Genomic DNA, 17689 nt, shown 5'->3' with positions numbered 1-17689 from the left:
AACTCCCGCCCATTGCTGTCTGGAGCTTCTTATGCGCGAAGAGTTGAACCAAGGCCTGATCGACTTCCTCAAGGCCTCACCTACCCCGTTCCACGCCACCGCCAGCCTTGTTCAACGCCTGGAGGCCGCCGGTTATGTGCGCCTCGACGAGCGCGAGACCTGGCACACCGAAGCCAATGGCCGTTACTACGTCACCCGTAACGACTCCTCGATCGTCGCGATCAAGATGGGCCGCAACTCCCCGCTGCACGACGGCATCCGTCTCGTCGGCGCCCACACCGACAGCCCGTGCCTGCGGGTCAAGCCGCAACCTGAACTGCAACGCCAGGGCTTCTGGCAACTGGGCGTCGAAGTCTACGGCGGCGCGCTGCTGGCGCCGTGGTTCGACCGCGACCTGTCGCTGGCCGGCCGCGTCACCTTCCGCCGCGACGGCAAGGTCGAGAGCCAGTTGATTGACTTCAAGGCCCCGATCGCGATCATTCCCAACCTGGCGATTCACCTCAATCGTGAAGCCAACCAGGGCTGGGCCATCAACGCCCAGACCGAACTGCCGCCGATTCTCGCGCAGTTCGCCGGTGACGAACGCGTGGATTTCCGCGCAGTATTGACCGATCAACTGGCTCGCGAGCACGGTCTGAATGCCGACGTGGTGCTCGATTACGAGCTGAGCTTCTATGACACCCAGAGCGCTGCGGTCATCGGCCTGAACGGTGACTTCATCGCCGGCGCCCGCCTCGACAACCTGCTGTCGTGCTACGCCGGCCTGCAAGCCCTGCTGACCGCCGACACCGAAGAAACCTGCGTGCTGGTGTGCAACGACCACGAAGAAGTCGGCTCCTGCTCGGCCTGCGGCGCCGACGGCCCGATGCTGGAACAGACCCTGCGTCGCCTGTTGCCCGAAGGTGACGAATTCGTCCGCACCATTCAGAAATCCCTGCTGGTCTCGGCCGACAACGCCCACGGCGTACACCCGAACTACGCCGAGAAGCACGACGCCAACCACGGCCCGAAACTCAACGCCGGCCCGGTGATCAAGGTCAACAGCAACCAGCGCTACGCCACCAACAGCGAAACCGCCGGTTTCTTCCGTCACCTGTGCATGGCCGAAGAAGTCCCGGTACAAAGCTTCGTGGTGCGCAGCGACATGGGCTGCGGCTCGACCATCGGCCCGATCACCGCCAGCCACCTGGGCGTGCGCACCGTCGACATCGGCCTGCCGACGTTCGCCATGCACTCGATCCGCGAACTGTGCGGCAGCCATGACCTGGCGCATCTGGTGAAAGTACTGAGCGCGTTCTACGCCTGCCGCGAACTGCCGTAGAAACCATGGGGATCGCAACTCCGCGTTGCGATCCCCTGCCCTGCGAAACCGGCTCATTTCTGATACACATCACCACCGGTCGGCAAAAAGCGACCTAGACTCAAGTCATCCCCTTCGACAAGGCTGTCGCCATGATCTCGATGTCTGCGTTCCACTCCATGCTCATTCCGATCCTGTCCGGAATGATTCTGCTGGCGATCGGCTTCAACTTCCGCGACAAGAACGCCGGCGTGCTCGCCATGTGGATCGGCATGCTGATGATCCTCGCCACCGTGGTCTACAAGATCCTCGCCAAACTCAACGAATAAATCCGCGCCCGGCTCGCATTGATTCTGGCGGACTCGTACACTCGCCCGATCCGCCCCTTGCGAGGTTGACCGCCTAGTGTTCGCTCGTTTCTTTGCTCTGCCCTGTCTCTTCCTCGTCTGCCTGATGACGCTGCTGCCGTCGGCGCCTGCCCACGCGGTGAGTCTGCCCGGCCTGCTCAATGGCTCGAACAAGGCGCAACCGGAAGCCCAGGAACCGCTCGGCCAGTCACTCGACGAAGTCATCAAATCCCTGGAAAACGATCAGCAGCGCACCCAGTTGCTGGGCGACCTGAAAAAACTGCGCGACGCCACGAAAAAAGCCCAGGCCACCCCGGAAGAAGGCGTGCTGGGCCTGATCGGCGGCACCCTGGCCAATTTCGAAAAACAGTTCACCGGCAGCGACAGCCCGCTCAATCGCTGGTCCGCCGAATTCGAACTGGCCAAAGACGAACTGTCCGCCCTGATAATGCCGGCCAGCGAATGGCTGCCGATCATCTTCGGCTTCGCCATGATCCTGATGGTCTGGAGCCTGCTGGCCGCCGCGCTGATCTGGCTCGGCCACCGGGTACGCATGCGCTTCGGCCTGACCGAAGAACTGCCGCAACACCCCCGGGCCCTCGACATGCTGCGCTTCGCCCTGCGCAAGCTCGGACCATGGATGATCGCACTGGTCATCACCGTCTACATGAGCTACGCGCTGCCATCGTCCCTGGGCAAAAGCCTGGCGATGGTGCTGGCTTACGCACTGGTGGTCGGCACCTGTTTCTCGGCGATCTGCGTGATCGCCTTTTCCGTACTCGACGGCCCGCACCGCCACCGTGCGCTGTACATCCTGCGGCATCAGGCCTTCCGCCCGCTGTGGCTGATCGGCAGCTTCGCCGCATTCGGTGAGGGGCTGAACGATCCGCGCCTGGTTGCTGGTCTGGGCGTACACCTGGCCCACACCGCCGCTACCGTCACCAATGTGCTGGCGGCGCTCTCGACCGGCCTGTTCATCCTGCGCTTCCGTCGCCCCATCGCCCACCTGATCCGCAACCAGCCACTGTCCCGCCGCCTGACCCGCCGCGCCCTCAGCGACACCATCGATATCCTCGGTACCTTCTGGTATGTACCGGCGCTGGTACTGGTGGGGATTTCCCTGTTCGCCACCTTCGTCTCCGCCGGCGATACCAGCACGGCCTTGCGTCAGTCGCTGATCTGCACCGTGCTGCTGGTGTTGTGCATGGTCATCAACGGCCTCGTCCGCCGCCACGCCCTCAAACCCCAACGCGGGCCAAAACGCCACGCGCTGTATTCCGAACGCCTGAAAAGCTTCTTCTACACCCTCGCCCATTTGCTGGTGTGGCTGGCCTTCATCGAACTCGGCCTGCGGGTCTGGGGCATGTCGCTGATCGGCTTCACCGAAGGCGAAGGCCACGACATCAGCGTCAAACTATTCAGCCTGATCGGCACGCTGATCTTCGCCTGGCTGATCTGGATCCTCAGCGACACCGCCGTCCACCACGCCCTCACCCGCTCACGCAAAGGCCTGGCCAACGCCCGCGCACAAACCATGATGCCGCTGATCCGCAACGTACTGTTCGTGGCGATCTTCATCATCGCCCTGATCGTCGCCCTGGCGAACATGGGCATGAACGTCACGCCCCTGCTGGCCGGTGCCGGTGTAATCGGCCTGGCCATCGGCTTCGGCGCGCAGTCACTGGTGGCCGACCTGATCACCGGCCTGTTCATCATCATCGAAGACTCCCTGGCCATCGACGACTACGTCGACGTCGGCGGGCACCTCGGCACAGTCGAAGGCCTGACCATCCGCACCGTACGCCTGCGGGACATCGACGGCATCGTCCACACCATCCCGTTCAGCGAAATCAAAAGCATCAAGAACTACTCCCGGGAGTTCGGCTACGCGATCTTCCGCGTTGCAGTGCCGTTCAACATGAACATCGACGAAGCGATCAAACTGATGCGCGAAGTCGGCCAGAAAATGCGCACCGACCCGCTGCAGCGCCGCAACATCTGGTCGCCTCTGGAGATTCAGGGTGTGGAAAGTTTTGAATCGGGCAACGCGATATTACGCGCCCGCTTCAAGACCGCCCCGATCAAACAGTGGGAAGTTTCACGGGCATTCAATTTGTCGCTGAAACGACATCTGGACGAGGCCGGACTGGATCTGGCGACGCCGAGGATGAATGTGCAGGTGATTACCGCAGGTGGCGGCCAAACTCAAGAATAGGGCCACCATCAAAGCCCTCTTCGCTGACAGGCCAGCTCCCACCACTCAACACGATGAGCGTTAGCTCGAGTACCGCTTTTGACGTGTCGGCCCCATCGGAAGGCTGAGTGGAGGGATTCATCCGGGGGTAGGCGCGCAGCGCCGTTTGGCGAAGCCAAACACATCGAGAGGAGGTGCAGCGAAGCAAACCGTAGGCGATGCCCCCGGATGAATTCCGGAGCGAAGGAACCCCGAGCCTCAGCGAGGGGCCGAACGCCGGGGCCCAGCATTTTGGTTACTTTGGGGCGTCTGCCAAAGTGACTCGCCGTAAGGGCGAAACCGTCAGCCGCCACACCCGAAGCAACGGATATTCACCCCAATCAACCCAAAACCTGGTCGGCCCAGAGGCCGCCAAGGTCAAGGTCAAACAACGTCAACGCCAACGTGAATCGCATCATGCCGCCAAAACTCCAGATCACAATCAATCAACCGCCCCGACTGATCATAATTGACCCGGGCAATCCGCAACCCCGGACTCCCCACCGAAACCCGTAAAGCCGCCGCCGCATCCACCGACAACGACGTCGGCACGATCTCAAACCGCACCCGCCCATAGTGCAAGTCGTAATGCCGCGCATACAGCTCGGTGATCGACTGATTCAAATCAAACTCCAGAATCCCCGGGAAATACTGCGGATTCAGATAATGCTCCACATACAACACCAGCCGCCCGTCAATCCGCCGCGACCGGCAGATCTGAATCACGCTCGACAACGCCGGCAACTGCAACCACGCACACACCGCCGCTGACGCCGGTTGCAGCCGCGCCGAAATCACCTCGGTCGACGGCACCCGCCCCTGCGCACTGACCATCGCGTGAAAGTGACTGCGCTGCATCAAGTTGTAGGCCAGTCGCGGTGGCGACACGAACCAGCCCCGGCGCTCCTCGCGATAAATCTGCCCTTGCGCCTCCAGTTGCAACAAGGCTTCACGCACAGTGATCCGTGTCGTGCCGAACAACTCGCTGAGCTTGCGCTCGGCCGGCAACTTGCTGCCCGCCACGAGCAAACCGTGGTCGAGCTGCTCCTGAAGGATCTGCCCAATGGCTGTCACCGCTTTTGTTGCCTCATCGCGCATCAACGTTACCTATCTGGACTAGACCAGCACTGTTTCGGGGCAAAACCGCACGACTATTGCGTCGTTCGGTCGTGCTGCAAGCCTAGGCAGTGCAGATGACCGAGAGATGACAAAACTACCGAGCGGTCGCGCTGACAACTTGCAATACATCGGCCAAGTCCCTTGCCAGCCGGCACTTTGAGGGTGGTCTACGCTTACCGGGCAGTCGTAGATACCGGAGAAAATAATCGCTGGTCAGGCATCCGCCGACATCAAAGTGTCATCCAGCCCCCCTACATTGGCTCAGGTATTGCTGACCTAGACCAACACAAACCGCAATCGCAGCGTTGAACACGACCAAGGAGCTTCGGAATGAAACAGCTTTTCCTGGCAACACTGTTAGGCTCGACCATTGCCATGTGCACCGCCGCCATGGCGGCTGATGATCTGAAAACCCTCGAAGCCGCTGCGAAAGCGGAAGGCGCCGTCAACAGCGTCGGCATGCCCGATGACTGGGCCAACTGGAAAGGCACCTGGGAAGACCTGGCCAAGACCTACGGCCTGAAACACATCGACACCGACATGAGCTCGGCCCAGGAAATCGCCAAGTTCGCCGCCGAGAAAGACAACGCCACCGCCGACATCGGCGACGTTGGCGCCGCTTTCGGTCCGATCGCGGTCAAGCAAGGCGTGGTGCAACCGTACAAGCCGACCACCTGGGATCAAGTGCCTGCATGGGCCAAGGACAAGGACGGCAACTGGGCGCTGGCCTACACCGGAACCATCGCCTTCATCGTCAACAAGAAGCTGCTGCACGGCTCCGAAGTACCGACCAAATGGGCTGACCTCAAGGGCGGCAAATACAAGGTTTCCATCGGTGACGTGAGCACCGCCGCCCAGGCTGCCAACGGCGTACTGGCCGCTGCGCTGGCCAACGGCGGCGACGAGAAAAACATCCAGCCTGCCCTGCTGCTGTTCGCAGACATCGCCAAGCAGGGTCGCCTGTCGATGGCCAACCCGACCATCGCCACCATGGAAAAAGGCGAGATCGAAGTCGGCGTGGTCTGGGACTTCAACGGCCTGAGCTACAAGGCCAAGATGGCCAACCCGGATGACTACGTGGTGCTGATCCCGTCCGACGGCTCGGTGATTTCCGGCTACACCACCATCATCAACAAATACGCGAAGAACCCGAACGCCGCCAAGCTGACCCGCGAATACATCTTCAGCGACGCCGGTCAGACCAACCTCGCCCGTGGCAACGCTCGCCCGATCCGCGCCGAGCACCTGACCCTGCCGGAAGACGTGAAAGCCAAGCTGCTGCCGAACGAGCAGTACAAGAAGGTCACGCCGATCAAGGACGCCGATGCGTGGGAGAAAACCTCCAAGGCTCTGCCGCAGAAGTGGAACGAAGAAGTCATCGTAGAAATGAAGTGATGCTGTAGATCCCGTTTTCGGGGTTACTGAAGATCCCCTGTGGGAGCGAGTTCGCTCCCACAGGGGAATCTGCGTTGAATTCAAAATCTGATCTGTTTCGCGGAGTTTTTGCCCCTATGAAGCACAACGTCATCCTTGTCGTGCTCGACGGCCTCAATTACGAGGTCGCGTGTCACGCCATGGGGCATCTGCAGGCTTACGTTGGCGCAGGACGCGCCGCGCTCTACCAGTTGGAGTGCGAGCTGCCGGCCCTGTCCCGACCGCTTTACGAATGCATCCTCACGGGCGTGCCACCGATCGACAGCGGCATCGTCCACAACAACGTCTCGCGCCTGTCCAACCAACGCAGCATCTATCACTACGCCCGCGATGCCGGTCTGAAAACCGCTGCTGCGGCGTACCACTGGGTCAGCGAGCTCTACAACCGCTCGCCGTTCGTGGCCGCACGGGATCGTCATACCGATGATCCGGCGCTGCCGATCCAGCACGGCCATTTTTACTGGAACGATCACTATCCGGACTCGCACCTGTTCGCCGACGCCGAAAACCTGCGCCTGCGCCACGCCCCGGACTTTCTGCTGATCCACCCGATGAACATCGACGACGCCGGCCACAAGCACGGCCTCGACACCCCGCAATACCGTAACAGCGCACGCAGTGCCGACATCATCCTCGCCGACTACCTGCAAGGCTGGCTCGACGCCGGTTATCAGGTGCTGGTGACCGCCGACCACGGCATGAACAACGACCGCTCGCACAACGGCCTGCTGCCGGAAGAACGCCAGGTGCCGCTGTTCGTGCTCGGTGATGCCTTCAGCCTGAACGCCGACGCCACGCCGAAGCAGACCGACCTCTGCGGCACCGTTTGCGAGTTGCTCGGCGTACCCCACGACAAACCTGTGTGCCGGGAGTTGCTCAAGTGAACTCAATGACTCGCGGCAAATGGCTGGCCGCCCTGTGCCTGGTGCCTTTTGCGCTGTTCTTTATCGTGTTCGAAATCGCCCCGCTGATCTGGGTGATGATCAACAGCCTGCAATCGGAAGAGTTCGGCTGGGGGTTCGCCAATTTCAGCAAGATCTTCAATTCGAAGTTCTATCTGCAAGCGATCCAGTACAGCCTCGAAATCAGTTTCTGGTCGAGCGTATTCGGGATCATCATCGCGGTGCTCGGCGCCTACTCCCTGCGTCGGGTCGATTCGAAACTGCGCAATTTCGTCAACGCCTTCGCCAACATGACCAGCAACTTCGCCGGCGTCCCCCTGGCCTTTGCGTTCATCATCCTGCTCGGCTTCAACGGCAGCATCACCATCATGCTGAAACAGGCCGGGATCATTCAGGATTTCAACCTGTATTCGAAAACCGGGCTGATCATCCTCTACACCTACTTCCAGATTCCTCTGGGCGTCCTGCTGCTGTACCCGGCATTCGATGCGCTGCGTGAAGACTGGCGTGAATCCGCCGCGCTGCTCGGCGCTGACGGCTGGCAGTTCTGGCGCCACATCGGCCTGCCGGTGCTGACCCCGGCCCTGCTCGGCACCTTCGTGATCCTGCTGGCCAACGCCCTCGGCGCCTATGCCACGGTGTACGCGCTGACCACCGGCAACTTCAACGTGTTGCCGATCCGCATTGCGGCGATGGTCTCCGGCGACATTTCCCTCGATCCGAACCTGGCCAGCGCCCTGGCCGTGGTGCTGGTGGCGCTGATGACTCTGGTGACCGTCGTGCATCAACTGCTGCTGAAGAGGAGCTACCATGTCTCGCGCTGAATCCGGCCCGGCCGGCGTCTACCACCGCGTCGTGGTTTACCTGCTGTTCGCCATTCTGCTGCTGCCACTGCTGGGCACTCTGATCTATTCGATTGCCAGCAGTTGGTCGGCCACCGTGCTACCCAGCGGTTTCACCTTCAAGTGGTACATCCAGTTGTGGAGCGATCCGCGCTTCCTGCACGCCTTCGGCCAGTCGCTGCTGGTTTGCGTCGGCGCGCTGTTCCTCTCGGTGGTGCTGATCCTGCCGCTGCTGTTCGTGGTGCATTACCACTTCCCGAAACTCGATGCGCTGATGAACATCCTGATCCTGCTGCCCTTCGCGGTGCCGCCGGTGGTGTCGTCGGTGGGGCTGTTGCAGCTCTATGGTTCCGGACCGTTCGCGATGGTCGGCACGCCGTGGATCCTGATCGGTTGCTACTTCACCGTGGCGCTGCCGTTCATGTACCGGGCGATCACCAACAACCTGCAGGCGATCAACCTGCGCGACCTGATGGATGCCGCCCAACTGCTTGGCGCCAGCACCTTTCAGGCGGCGTTTCTGGTGGTGCTGCCGAACCTGCGCAAAGGCCTGATGGTCGCGTTGCTGCTGTCGTTCTCGTTCCTGTTCGGTGAGTTCGTGTTCGCCAACATCCTGGTCGGTACCCGCTACGAAACCCTGCAGGTCTACCTCAACAACATGCGCAACAGCAGCGGTCACTTCACCAGCGCACTGGTGATTTCCTACTTCTTTTTCGTGCTGGTCCTGACCTGGGTCGCCAACATCTTGAACAAGGACAAAAGCGAATGAGCTATGTCAGCGTCCAACACCTTCAGAAAAACTACGCCGGCACCACGGTGTTCAGCGACATCAACTGCGAAATCCAGAAAGGTGAATTCGTCACCCTGCTCGGACCGTCCGGTTGCGGCAAGTCCACGCTGCTGCGCTGCATCGCCGGCCTGACACCAGTGGATGGCGGCAAAATCCTGCTCGACGGCGTCGACATCGTCCCGCTGACGCCACAGAAACGCGGGATCGGCATGGTGTTCCAGAGCTACGCGCTGTTTCCCAACATGACCGTGGAGCAGAACGTCGCCTTCGGTTTGCGCATGCAGAAGGTCAACGCCGACGACAGCCACAAGCGTGTCACCGAGGCGTTGAAACTGGTTGAACTCAACGACTTCGCCAGTCGTTATCCGCATCAACTCTCCGGCGGTCAGTGTCAGCGTGTCGCCCTCGCCCGCTCGCTGGTCACCCGTCCGCGCCTGTTGTTGCTGGATGAACCCTTGTCGGCCCTCGATGCCCGGATTCGCAAACACCTGCGTGAACAGATCCGTCAGATCCAGCGCGAACTCGGCCTGACCACGATCTTCGTCACCCACGATCAGGAAGAAGCCCTGACCATGTCTGACCGGATTTTCCTGATGAATCAGGGAAAGATCGTACAAAGCGGCGATGCCGAAACCCTCTACACCGCACCGGTCGACGTGTTCGCCGCCGGCTTCATCGGCAACTACAACCTGCTGGATGCCGAGAGTGCCTCGAAGCTGTTGCAGCGGCCGATCAGCCACCGCATCGCAATTCGCCCGGAGGCCATCGAACTGAGTCTGAACGGTGAACTCGATGCGCAGATTCGCAGCCACAGCCTGCTGGGCAACGTGATCCGCTACCGCATCGAGGCCCGGGGCGTGGAACTGGTGGTGGATGTGCTCAACCGTTCGGCGGCGGATCTGCATCCCGACGGTCAGCGCCTGGCGCTTTCCATCGATCCGACGGCCCTGTGTGAGGTAGCCTGATGACTTTGCTGACGTTGAAGAGAGAACTGCACTGATGGCCCTGGCAATTTTTGATCTGGACGAAACCCTGATCCACGGCGACTGCGCCACCCTCTGGAGCGAGCAGATGGGCCGCCTGGGCTGGGTCGATCCCGAGTCGTTCATGCGCAAGAACAACGAGCTGATGGACGCCTACAGCCATGGCAAGTTGCGCATGGAAGACTACATGGAGTTCAGCCTCGAACCGCTGATCGGTCGCACCCCGGAAGAAGTCGAGCATCTGGTCGGGCCTTGGGTGGAAGACTTCATCGAACCGATCATCTTCAGTGACGCGACCAAAACCATCGCCGCCCACCGCAAGGCCGGTGACCGGATTCTGGTGATCTCGGCCTCGGGCACACACCTGGTCAAACCGATTGCCGAACGACTGGGCATCGATGAAGTTCTGGGCATCGAGCTGGAAGTGGCCCATGGCGTGTACAGCGGCCACACCGTGGGCACCCTGACCTACCGCGAAGGCAAGATCACCCGTTTGCTGGAGTGGCTGGACGCCGAAGAGGAAAACCTTGAGGGCGCGAGTTTCTATTCCGACTCACGCAATGACCTTCCGCTGCTGCTGAAAGTGGATTACCCGCATGTGGTCAATCCGGATCCGGTGTTGCGCGAGCAGGCCGAGAAAGCTGGCTGGCCGATCCATCTCTGGAAGTAAGCGATTGTCTTGTGGGAGCACATTTGCTCCCACAAGCCTCGATGATCAGCTCAGGCTGTCGTCGATCACCAGTACCAGCTTCCCGGCGACCGTGTTGCTCGCCAGCTCGGCGAACGCCGCTTCGGCGTCCTTGATCGCAAAAGTCCTGGCCAGTTGCGGTTTCAGGCGCCCTTCGGAAAACAGCGGCCACACATGCTGGCTCAGATCGCTGAACAGATCCGCCTTGAACTGATCGTCACGGCTGCGCAGGGTCGAGCCCAGCAGTTGCACACGCTTGGCCAGCACCTGGGCGAGATCCAGTTTCGCTTCGCGGCCACCCATCAGGCCGATCAGCACCCAGCGCCCGTCCTGAGCCATCAGCTTCAGATTCAGCGCCGAGTAATTGCCACCGACCGGGTCCAGGATCACATCGAACGGCCCGAAGTCTCGCAGGCTTTCCAGATCGTCAGTGCGCACCACACCGCCCTGGGCGCCCAGCGCTTCACAATAGGCCAAACGCTCGGCCGATCCGACGCTGACCCAGCACGGATTGCCAAACGCCTTGCACAGTTGAATGGCGGCGGAACCGATGCCACTGGCGCCGGCATGCAGAAGAACTTTCTCACCCGGTTTGAGCGCAGCGAGTTGAAACACATTCAGCCAGACCGTCGCGTACACCTCGGGCAGTGCAGCCGCTTCGGTCAGCGACACACCTTCCGGAACCGGCAGCACATGCCTCCCGTCGACGACCACTTCTTCGGCCATCCCGCCCCCGGCCAGCAAGGCGCAGACCCGATCACCGACCTGCCAGGATGAGCCGGCACCGACTTCGCTGATCACTCCGGAGCATTCAAGCCCCAGCACCTGACTGGCACCCGGCGGCGGTGGATAAAGCCCCGCCTTCTGTAATAAATCCGCGCGATTGAGGCCGGCTGCCGCCACCCGGATGCGAACTTGTCCTACATCACACGCAGGACTCGGCTCATCAACCCATGCCACTTGACCTTCAACGCCTTGCAATGCCTTCACAGTGCCTCCATAGTGAGTCTGGACTGAGCCCGAAGCTGTAGCGCCGGGCTTTTTGCATTATGCGACCGGCCCTGGGGTCTGAACGATCGCTGAACAGCAGTTATCGTACAGAGCGTAGAGGTACCGGCGACTTCAAAGACGGCCTAATATGCGTTATCAATTGTCCCCGCGTCGAATCAGCATGAAGCATCTGCTCCCCAGCACCGCCCTCGCTCTTTTCATCGGTATCGGCCTCTTGCCGGTGTCGGGCAGCACATTCGCAGCCAACAGCTGGGACAAGTTGCAGCCTGATCGCGATGAAGTGATTGCCAGTCTGAACGTCGTCGAGTTGCTCAAGCGCCACCACTACAGCAAGCCGCCGCTCGACGATGCGCGCTCGGCGATCATCTACGACAGCTACATCAAGCTGCTGGACCCGTCGCGCAGCTACTTCATGGCCAGCGACATCGCCGAATTCGACAAGTGGAAGTACCAGTTCGACGACTTCCTCAAGAGCGGCGACCTCAACGCCGGCTTCACCATCTACAAACGTTATCTGGACCGCGTGAAGGCGCGTCTGGACTTCGCCATCGCCGAGCTGGACAAGGGCGTCGACAAGATGGACTTCACCACGAAGGAAACCTTGCTGATCGATCGCAAGGACGCCCCGTGGCTCAAGTCCACCGCCGAACTTGACGACCTGTGGCGCAAACGCGTCAAGGACGAAGTGCTGCGGCAGAAGATCGCCGGCAAAGAGCCGAAGCAGATCCAGGAAACCCTGACCAAGCGCTACAAGAACCAGTTGGCGCGTCTGGACCAGACCCGTGCCGAAGACATCTTCCAGGCGTACATCAACACCTTCGCCATGTCTTACGATCCGCACACCAACTATCTGTCGCCGGATAACGCGGAAAACTTCGACATCAACATGAGCCTGTCCCTCGAGGGCATCGGCGCCGTGTTGCAGAGCGACAACGATCAGGTGAAGGTCGTGCGTCTGGTGCCGGCAGGTCCTGCCGACAAGACCAAGCAAGTTGCTCCTGCCGACAAGATCATCGGCGTTGCCCAGGGCAACAAAGAGATGGTCGACGTGGTCGGCTGGCGCCTGGACGAAGTGGTCAAGCTGATCCGTGGTCCGAAAGGCACCGTGGTGCGTCTGGAAGTCATCCCGGCCAGCAATGCGCCGAACGACCAGACCAGCAAGATCGTGCCGATCACCCGTGAAGCGGTGAAGCTCGAAGACCAGGCCGTGAAGAAATCCATCCTGAGCCTCAAACAGGACGGCAAGGACTACAAGCTCGGCGTGATCGAGATTCCGGCCTTCTACCTGGACTTCAAGGCGTTCCGTGCCGGTGATCCGGATTACAAGAGCACCACTCGCGACGTCAAGAAACTGCTGACCGAACTGCAGAAAGAGAAAGTCGATGGCGTGGTCATCGACCTGCGCAACAACGGCGGCGGTTCCCTGCAGGAAGCCACCGAGCTGACCAGCCTGTTCATCGACAAGGGCCCTACCGTGCTCGTGCGTAACGCCGATGGCCGGGTCGATGTGCTTGAAGACGAAAACCCGGGCGCGTTCTACAAAGGCCCGATGGCATTGCTGGTCAACCGCCTGTCCGCCTCGGCTTCGGAGATCTTCGCCGGCGCCATGCAGGACTACCACCGCGCGCTGATCATCGGTGGCCAGACCTTCGGCAAAGGCACCGTGCAGACCATTCAGCCGCTGAACCATGGCGAACTGAAACTGACCCTGGCCAAGTTCTACCGGGTTTCCGGTCAGAGCACCCAGCATCAGGGTGTACTGCCGGATATCGACTACCCGTCGATCATCGACACCAAGGAAATCGGCGAGAGCGCCCTGCCGGAAGCCATGCCGTGGGACACCATCCGCGCGGCGATCAAACCGGCGGTCGACCCGTTCAAGCCGTATCTGGCCCAGCTCAAGTCCGAGCATGACGCCCGTTCGGCCAAGGACGCGGAGTTCGTGTTCATCCGCGACAAGCTGGCCCTGGCGCAGAAGCTGCTGGAAGAGAAAACCGTCAGCCTCAATGAAGCCGATCGTCGTGCCCAGCACGCCGACATCGACGCCAAGCAACTGGCGATGGAAAACATCCGTCGCAAGGCCAAAGGCGAAGAACCGCTCAAAGAGCTGAAGAAAGAAGACGACGACGCCCTCGCGGCAGCCGAGCCGGACAAGGTCAAACCGGAAGACGACGCCTACCTGAGCGAGACCGGGCGCGTGCTGCTGGATTACCTGAAGCTGAGCAATCAGGTGGCCAAGAAGTAAGGTGATGGCAATTTAATGGTGACGATCCCCGGATCGTCATCAAACAGTCATCATTCTGTCGTGCAATAAAGGACTGGGAGCGGTTCTCTTCATCGAGAGCGCTCCCAGTCCTTTTTTTATCGCCAGAGATTGCCATGACCACGACCGAACAGCTGAGTGCCTTGAGCTCGATCCTGACTCAAAGCGGTTTGCACAGCCTGTTCCAGCCGATCATTTGCCTCTCTGAACGACGGATTCTCGGTTATGAAGCCCTGACTCGCGGCCCGTCCAACAGCCCGCTGCACTCCCCCATCGCCCTGTTCGCCGTGGCTCGTCAGGCCGGGCGTTTGAGCGAACTGGAAATCGCCTGCCGCCAAAGCGCCTGCCGCCGTTTCAACGAACAGCAATTGCCGGGCAAGCTGTTTCTCAACGTCTCTCCCGAATCCCTGCTTGAAGCCGCGCACCAGCCGGGGCGCACGCTGCAACTGCTGCAGGATTTCGGTATTCCGCCAAGCCAGGTGGTGATCGAACTCACCGAGCAGACGCCAATCGATGACTTCCAGTTGCTGCAAACTGCGCTGCATCACTACCGGGCAATGGGTTTTTCGATTGCACTGGACGATCTTGGCGCGGGTTATTCAAGTCTGCGCCTGTGGTCGGAGCTGCGGCCGGATTACGTGAAGATCGACCGGCACTTTATCGACGGCATTCACCAGGATGCGTTGAAACGCGAGTTCGTCGGATCGATCCTGCAAATCGCCAAGGCCTCCCGGGCGCAGGTGATTGCCGAAGGTATCGAACTGCCGGAAGAGCTGGCGGTGCTGACCGAAATGGGCGTTGATCTGGTGCAGGGCTACCTGCTCGGGCGTCCGCAGGAACACCCGCCACGCGACGCCCGGGCCTTGATGCCCAAACACGACAGCAGCGCCGTCGCGCTGAATGACGAAGGCAGCGACCTCAGCGCCCTCCTCAACGATCAGCCGGCCGTGAATCGCGACACGCCCACCGCCACCGTCCTCGAAGCGTTTCGCCGCCAGGCCAACCTGAACTCGCTGGCGGTGCTGGACGAACAAGGCCAGCCCTGCGGCATCGTGCATCGCCATTCATTGTCCGATGCCTTGCTCAAACCATTCGCCACCGACCTGTTCGCCCGCAAACCGATCAGCCGCCTGATGAACGACGACTTCCTCGCCGTGGAAATGAGCCAGTCGCTGCAACAGGTCAGCCGCCTGATCACCAGCCGCGCCCGACAACGCATCGAAGAAGATTTCATCATCACCCTCAACGGCAGCTATCTGGGATTGGGTCGGGTGATTGACGTGCTCAAACTGATTACCGAGCTGAAAATTCAGCAGGCCCGGTATGCCAACCCACTGACTCTGCTACCCGGTAACGTACCGATCCAGCAATGCCTGACACGGTTGCTGCAACAGGGACGGGAGTCGGTTATTTGCTATGTCGACATCGACAGCTTCAAGCCCTTTAACGATATCTACGGGTATGGGCGTGGGGATGAGGTGTTGTTGTGTCTGGCGCAATGCCTGAACGAACGTGTAGACCCGTCCCGCGATTTCGTCGGGCATATTGGTGGGGATGATTTTCTGTTGGTGCTGGGTCCGGAGGATTGGCGCAAACGGCTGAACCAATTGCTTGATGATTTCCAGAGCCAATGCCGTCGCTTCTACCGCCCTGAACATCTTGAGGCTGGGTGTTTTGTTGCGCCGAATCGCCAAGGCATTCGGCAGGAGTTTCCGTTGTTGTCATTGTCCATTGGCGTGGTGCATTTGCATCCTGAAGCGTGTGCGCAACTGGATGCCAGCCAGTTGGCGGAGATGGCTTCGCAGGCGAAGCATCATGCTAAGAATGCGCCGGGGTATAGTTTGCATGTGATTGATAGCCTGTTCGCGCAGCCACCTGCAGAAGCACTTACACTCGGACATCGGTAATTCGACATAACCGAATTCGTGCAACCAGCATCTTCACCCTATGAATACCAACAAAACTTAAAAAAATCGCGGCGAGCACCAAGTCTTGGTCACCAAGTTGATGAGTCTTCTTGGCTGGCTTTGTAAAGCTCGTCTATCCACGCTTCGGACAACTGAAAGTACATGCTTTCGAAAAACGCCCTTGGATCACTCATCTCATCCCAGCCGTCTGGTAGCAAGGAGTGAGAGAATGGATCATGCTCCAGCACTTCTTGAAAGACATCACCACTTTTTTCAAGCGCCTCTCCCAACACGGCAAACAAAACGAATTTATGCCGATAGCTGAGTTTAGAAAACCGCGTAATTACGTACCTGGAGATTAAAATACTTCTGTCTGATGGATCCTCAGGATCGTACGCAGCCAGCGTCTCACCCAAGCTCTCCTCGCGATCATATATATCAAAGCCACCGAGAAAGTGAGACAGCCGTGGACGATAAGGAATATCAAGGTAAGGATGCATCAACATTATGCTTTCTCAATCGGATAAAGAGCCCAAGGCTCCAACGTCTCGAAATCAAACCTCATTTCAAAACCATACATTTCAGGGATGTAGCGTGGATCAGATGGTTCTTCAGGATTTGGCTCATATCCCTCACCAATATTTTCAGTCTCCATTCTCACTACCAAATTCCCCATACTATCCTCTCCTGTGAAGCGGGGCATTTTTCTGGATTCTCTTGTCACAGCCTCGTTATATGCATTCCTCTGCGCTCTATGACTCAAAAAGCGAGAGCTATGAACCCCTCGGAATTTTTCAACTTTAGCAACAGGCCCCTCATTTAATTCTTGTTTATGACTAGCCAACTCTTCAACTTCCTGAACCAGAAGCTTCGCCCTTTGCATCATAAACATCCCTATACATTTACAACAAAACAAAACCCTTGATAAAAAACAAACTTTACGATTCTGCTCAACCACAACACCACCCCCTCTTAAATTCACCTACTTATTCAATGGATAACAAAGCCACTAACAAACCCAAAAGCACTTAAACATCATTATTCGAACCCTCACTAACAAGTACAGAAACGTGCTTCAACCACGCGCTTCCGTCTTGCCACTCATTCCAGTAGCAATAGCAACAACCATTCTTCTTCAGCAAAAAATCTCGAGTTTCATTTTCTGAAATTTTCATCGACAAAAGAGAATCGATTTCCTTTACCAACTTCTCAAGTACGCGAGTTTCCGATTCCGCTATGAAAGATTTAACAACATCATCTGCCGAGTCAAATTCGCACATCCAGTCCTCATGAAAATAGGCCCCGAGAAACTGAAACAGGCTAGGAAAATTTTCAATTGTCATTTACAAATCCCGTCAAAATAAAGTATCCAAGCGGTGAAGCTGCATCTCGCCGCAACACCAATCTAATACTAGACAAAGGTTCCAACCTTCCGCTTTGTCTCACTACACCCACCCCAGCAGGAGTAGACACCTGTTCATTAATTACAAGTTTGCTTGCATTACCCTGCAAAAAATTATCAATTGTCACTTTGTTGTTTCTAATGACATTCGAGAGTGCAGCTTCAGCTTCTGACCTATTTATAAATGTTGACGCAATAGGTATGTTCGGCTCGGCCGCTAGCCTAGCTCTGAGTTGAGCCTCCGACCTATCTACATGTCTCGCAATAGCATGCCCACCTCGAGACTCGTGAGCCTCTAAGCCCCCACCTGGAACAATTTCGCTATAAGGCCCCTCAGCAGAAATGGCTCCTGGACAGTTACAACTCAACCCCAACGGATCCACCCACCCCGTCGGATTCGGCACGTACCGGTACTGGTTCAACCCGCCCGCCAGCTTCACCGGATCCGGCGTCAGGTACCGTCCCACC

At 58.9% G+C, this 17689-nt stretch carries 16 protein-coding genes and 1 pseudogene; 11 read left to right on the top strand and 6 right to left on the bottom strand.

Going from position 1 to position 17689, the window contains the following annotated elements:
* Positions 1-31 precede the first annotated feature (31 nt).
* From ACKLNA_RS28105 to ACKLNA_RS28095, 3 genes are all read left to right on the top strand, one after another.
* Positions 32-1321 carry a M18 family aminopeptidase gene (locus ACKLNA_RS28105; RefSeq protein WP_192553133.1) on the top strand — a complete coding sequence of 430 codons (1290 nt, stop codon included), beginning with the start codon at positions 32-34 and terminating at the stop codon, positions 1319-1321.
* A 131-nt stretch (positions 1322-1452) separates the two neighbouring features.
* A complete protein-coding gene (locus ACKLNA_RS28100; RefSeq protein WP_167443765.1) occupies positions 1453-1629 on the top strand; it encodes a hypothetical protein in 177 nt (58 codons plus the stop codon).
* Between the two features lie 76 nt (positions 1630-1705).
* Complete coding sequence (locus ACKLNA_RS28095) at positions 1706-3862, top strand: mechanosensitive ion channel domain-containing protein (protein ID WP_248744630.1); 2157 nt, start codon at positions 1706-1708, stop codon at positions 3860-3862.
* 402 nt (positions 3863-4264) lie between these two features.
* Here the strand turns inward: ACKLNA_RS28095 and ACKLNA_RS28090 are convergent, their stop codons facing one another.
* Positions 4265-4978 (bottom strand): UTRA domain-containing protein, encoded by a 714-nt coding sequence (locus tag ACKLNA_RS28090; protein ID WP_134825959.1) that lies wholly within the window; start codon positions 4976-4978, stop codon positions 4265-4267.
* 351 nt (positions 4979-5329) lie between these two features.
* Between ACKLNA_RS28090 and ACKLNA_RS28085 the strand changes: the two genes are divergently transcribed.
* From ACKLNA_RS28085 to ACKLNA_RS28060, 6 genes are all read left to right on the top strand, one after another.
* Positions 5330-6394 carry an ABC transporter substrate-binding protein gene (locus ACKLNA_RS28085; protein WP_085710620.1) on the top strand — a complete coding sequence of 355 codons (1065 nt, stop codon included), beginning with the start codon at positions 5330-5332 and terminating at the stop codon, positions 6392-6394.
* 116 nt (positions 6395-6510) lie between these two features.
* Positions 6511-7317 carry an alkaline phosphatase family protein gene (locus ACKLNA_RS28080; protein WP_408987759.1) on the top strand — a complete coding sequence of 269 codons (807 nt, stop codon included), beginning with the start codon at positions 6511-6513 and terminating at the stop codon, positions 7315-7317.
* Between the two features lie 5 nt (positions 7318-7322).
* Positions 7323-8159 carry an ABC transporter permease subunit gene (locus ACKLNA_RS28075; RefSeq protein WP_170931592.1) on the top strand — a complete coding sequence of 279 codons (837 nt, stop codon included), beginning with the start codon at positions 7323-7325 and terminating at the stop codon, positions 8157-8159.
* A complete protein-coding gene (locus tag ACKLNA_RS28070; RefSeq protein WP_114881981.1) occupies positions 8146-8946 on the top strand; it encodes an ABC transporter permease in 801 nt (266 codons plus the stop codon). Before ACKLNA_RS28075 ends, ACKLNA_RS28070 begins: the two co-directional genes overlap by 14 nt.
* Positions 8943-9932, top strand: a complete 990-nt coding sequence (locus ACKLNA_RS28065; RefSeq protein WP_408987758.1) for an ABC transporter ATP-binding protein — start codon at positions 8943-8945, stop codon at positions 9930-9932. The genes ACKLNA_RS28070 and ACKLNA_RS28065 overlap by 4 nt, the downstream gene beginning before the upstream one ends.
* 34 nt (positions 9933-9966) lie before the next feature.
* Positions 9967-10620, top strand: coding sequence for an HAD family hydrolase (locus ACKLNA_RS28060; protein ID WP_408987757.1), 654 nt, complete (start codon positions 9967-9969; stop codon positions 10618-10620).
* 45 nt (positions 10621-10665) lie between these two features.
* Here the strand turns inward: ACKLNA_RS28060 and ACKLNA_RS28055 are convergent, their stop codons facing one another.
* Positions 10666-11628, bottom strand: coding sequence for a zinc-binding dehydrogenase (locus tag ACKLNA_RS28055; protein WP_408987756.1), 963 nt, complete (start codon positions 11626-11628; stop codon positions 10666-10668).
* 181 nt (positions 11629-11809) lie between these two features.
* Between ACKLNA_RS28055 and ACKLNA_RS28050 the strand changes: the two genes are divergently transcribed.
* Positions 11810-13894, top strand: coding sequence for a carboxy terminal-processing peptidase (locus tag ACKLNA_RS28050; protein WP_162803468.1), 2085 nt, complete (start codon positions 11810-11812; stop codon positions 13892-13894).
* A 134-nt stretch (positions 13895-14028) separates the two neighbouring features.
* Positions 14029-15819: a bifunctional diguanylate cyclase/phosphodiesterase gene (locus tag ACKLNA_RS28045; protein WP_408987755.1), complete on the top strand. Its 1791-nt coding sequence runs from the start codon at positions 14029-14031 to the stop codon at positions 15817-15819.
* Positions 15820-15908: 89 nt separating this feature from the next.
* On the opposite strand, the gene ACKLNA_RS28040 is transcribed toward ACKLNA_RS28045, so the two are convergent.
* From ACKLNA_RS28040 to ACKLNA_RS28025, 4 genes and pseudogenes are all read right to left on the bottom strand, one after another.
* Positions 15909-16325, bottom strand: a complete 417-nt coding sequence (locus ACKLNA_RS28040; RefSeq protein ID WP_408987754.1) for a hypothetical protein — start codon at positions 16323-16325, stop codon at positions 15909-15911.
* Complete coding sequence (locus ACKLNA_RS28035; protein WP_408987753.1) at positions 16325-16711, bottom strand: hypothetical protein; 387 nt, start codon at positions 16709-16711, stop codon at positions 16325-16327. The genes ACKLNA_RS28040 and ACKLNA_RS28035 overlap by 1 nt, the downstream gene beginning before the upstream one ends.
* 136 nt (positions 16712-16847) lie before the next feature.
* Positions 16848-17090 (bottom strand): annotated as a pseudogene (locus tag ACKLNA_RS28030) (contact-dependent growth inhibition system immunity protein); the annotation flags it as partial.
* 61 nt (positions 17091-17151) lie between these two features.
* The coding region (locus ACKLNA_RS28025) for an RNase A-like domain-containing protein (RefSeq protein WP_408987752.1) at positions 17152-17689 on the bottom strand (538 nt) is incomplete at its 5' end.

This window comes from Pseudomonas sp. UV AK001 (assembly GCF_046097675.1).
In the GTDB taxonomy this organism is placed as follows: Bacteria; Pseudomonadota; Gammaproteobacteria; order Pseudomonadales; family Pseudomonadaceae; genus Aquipseudomonas; species Aquipseudomonas kribbensis.
This window is presented reverse-complemented; position numbering and strand designations above follow the sequence as displayed.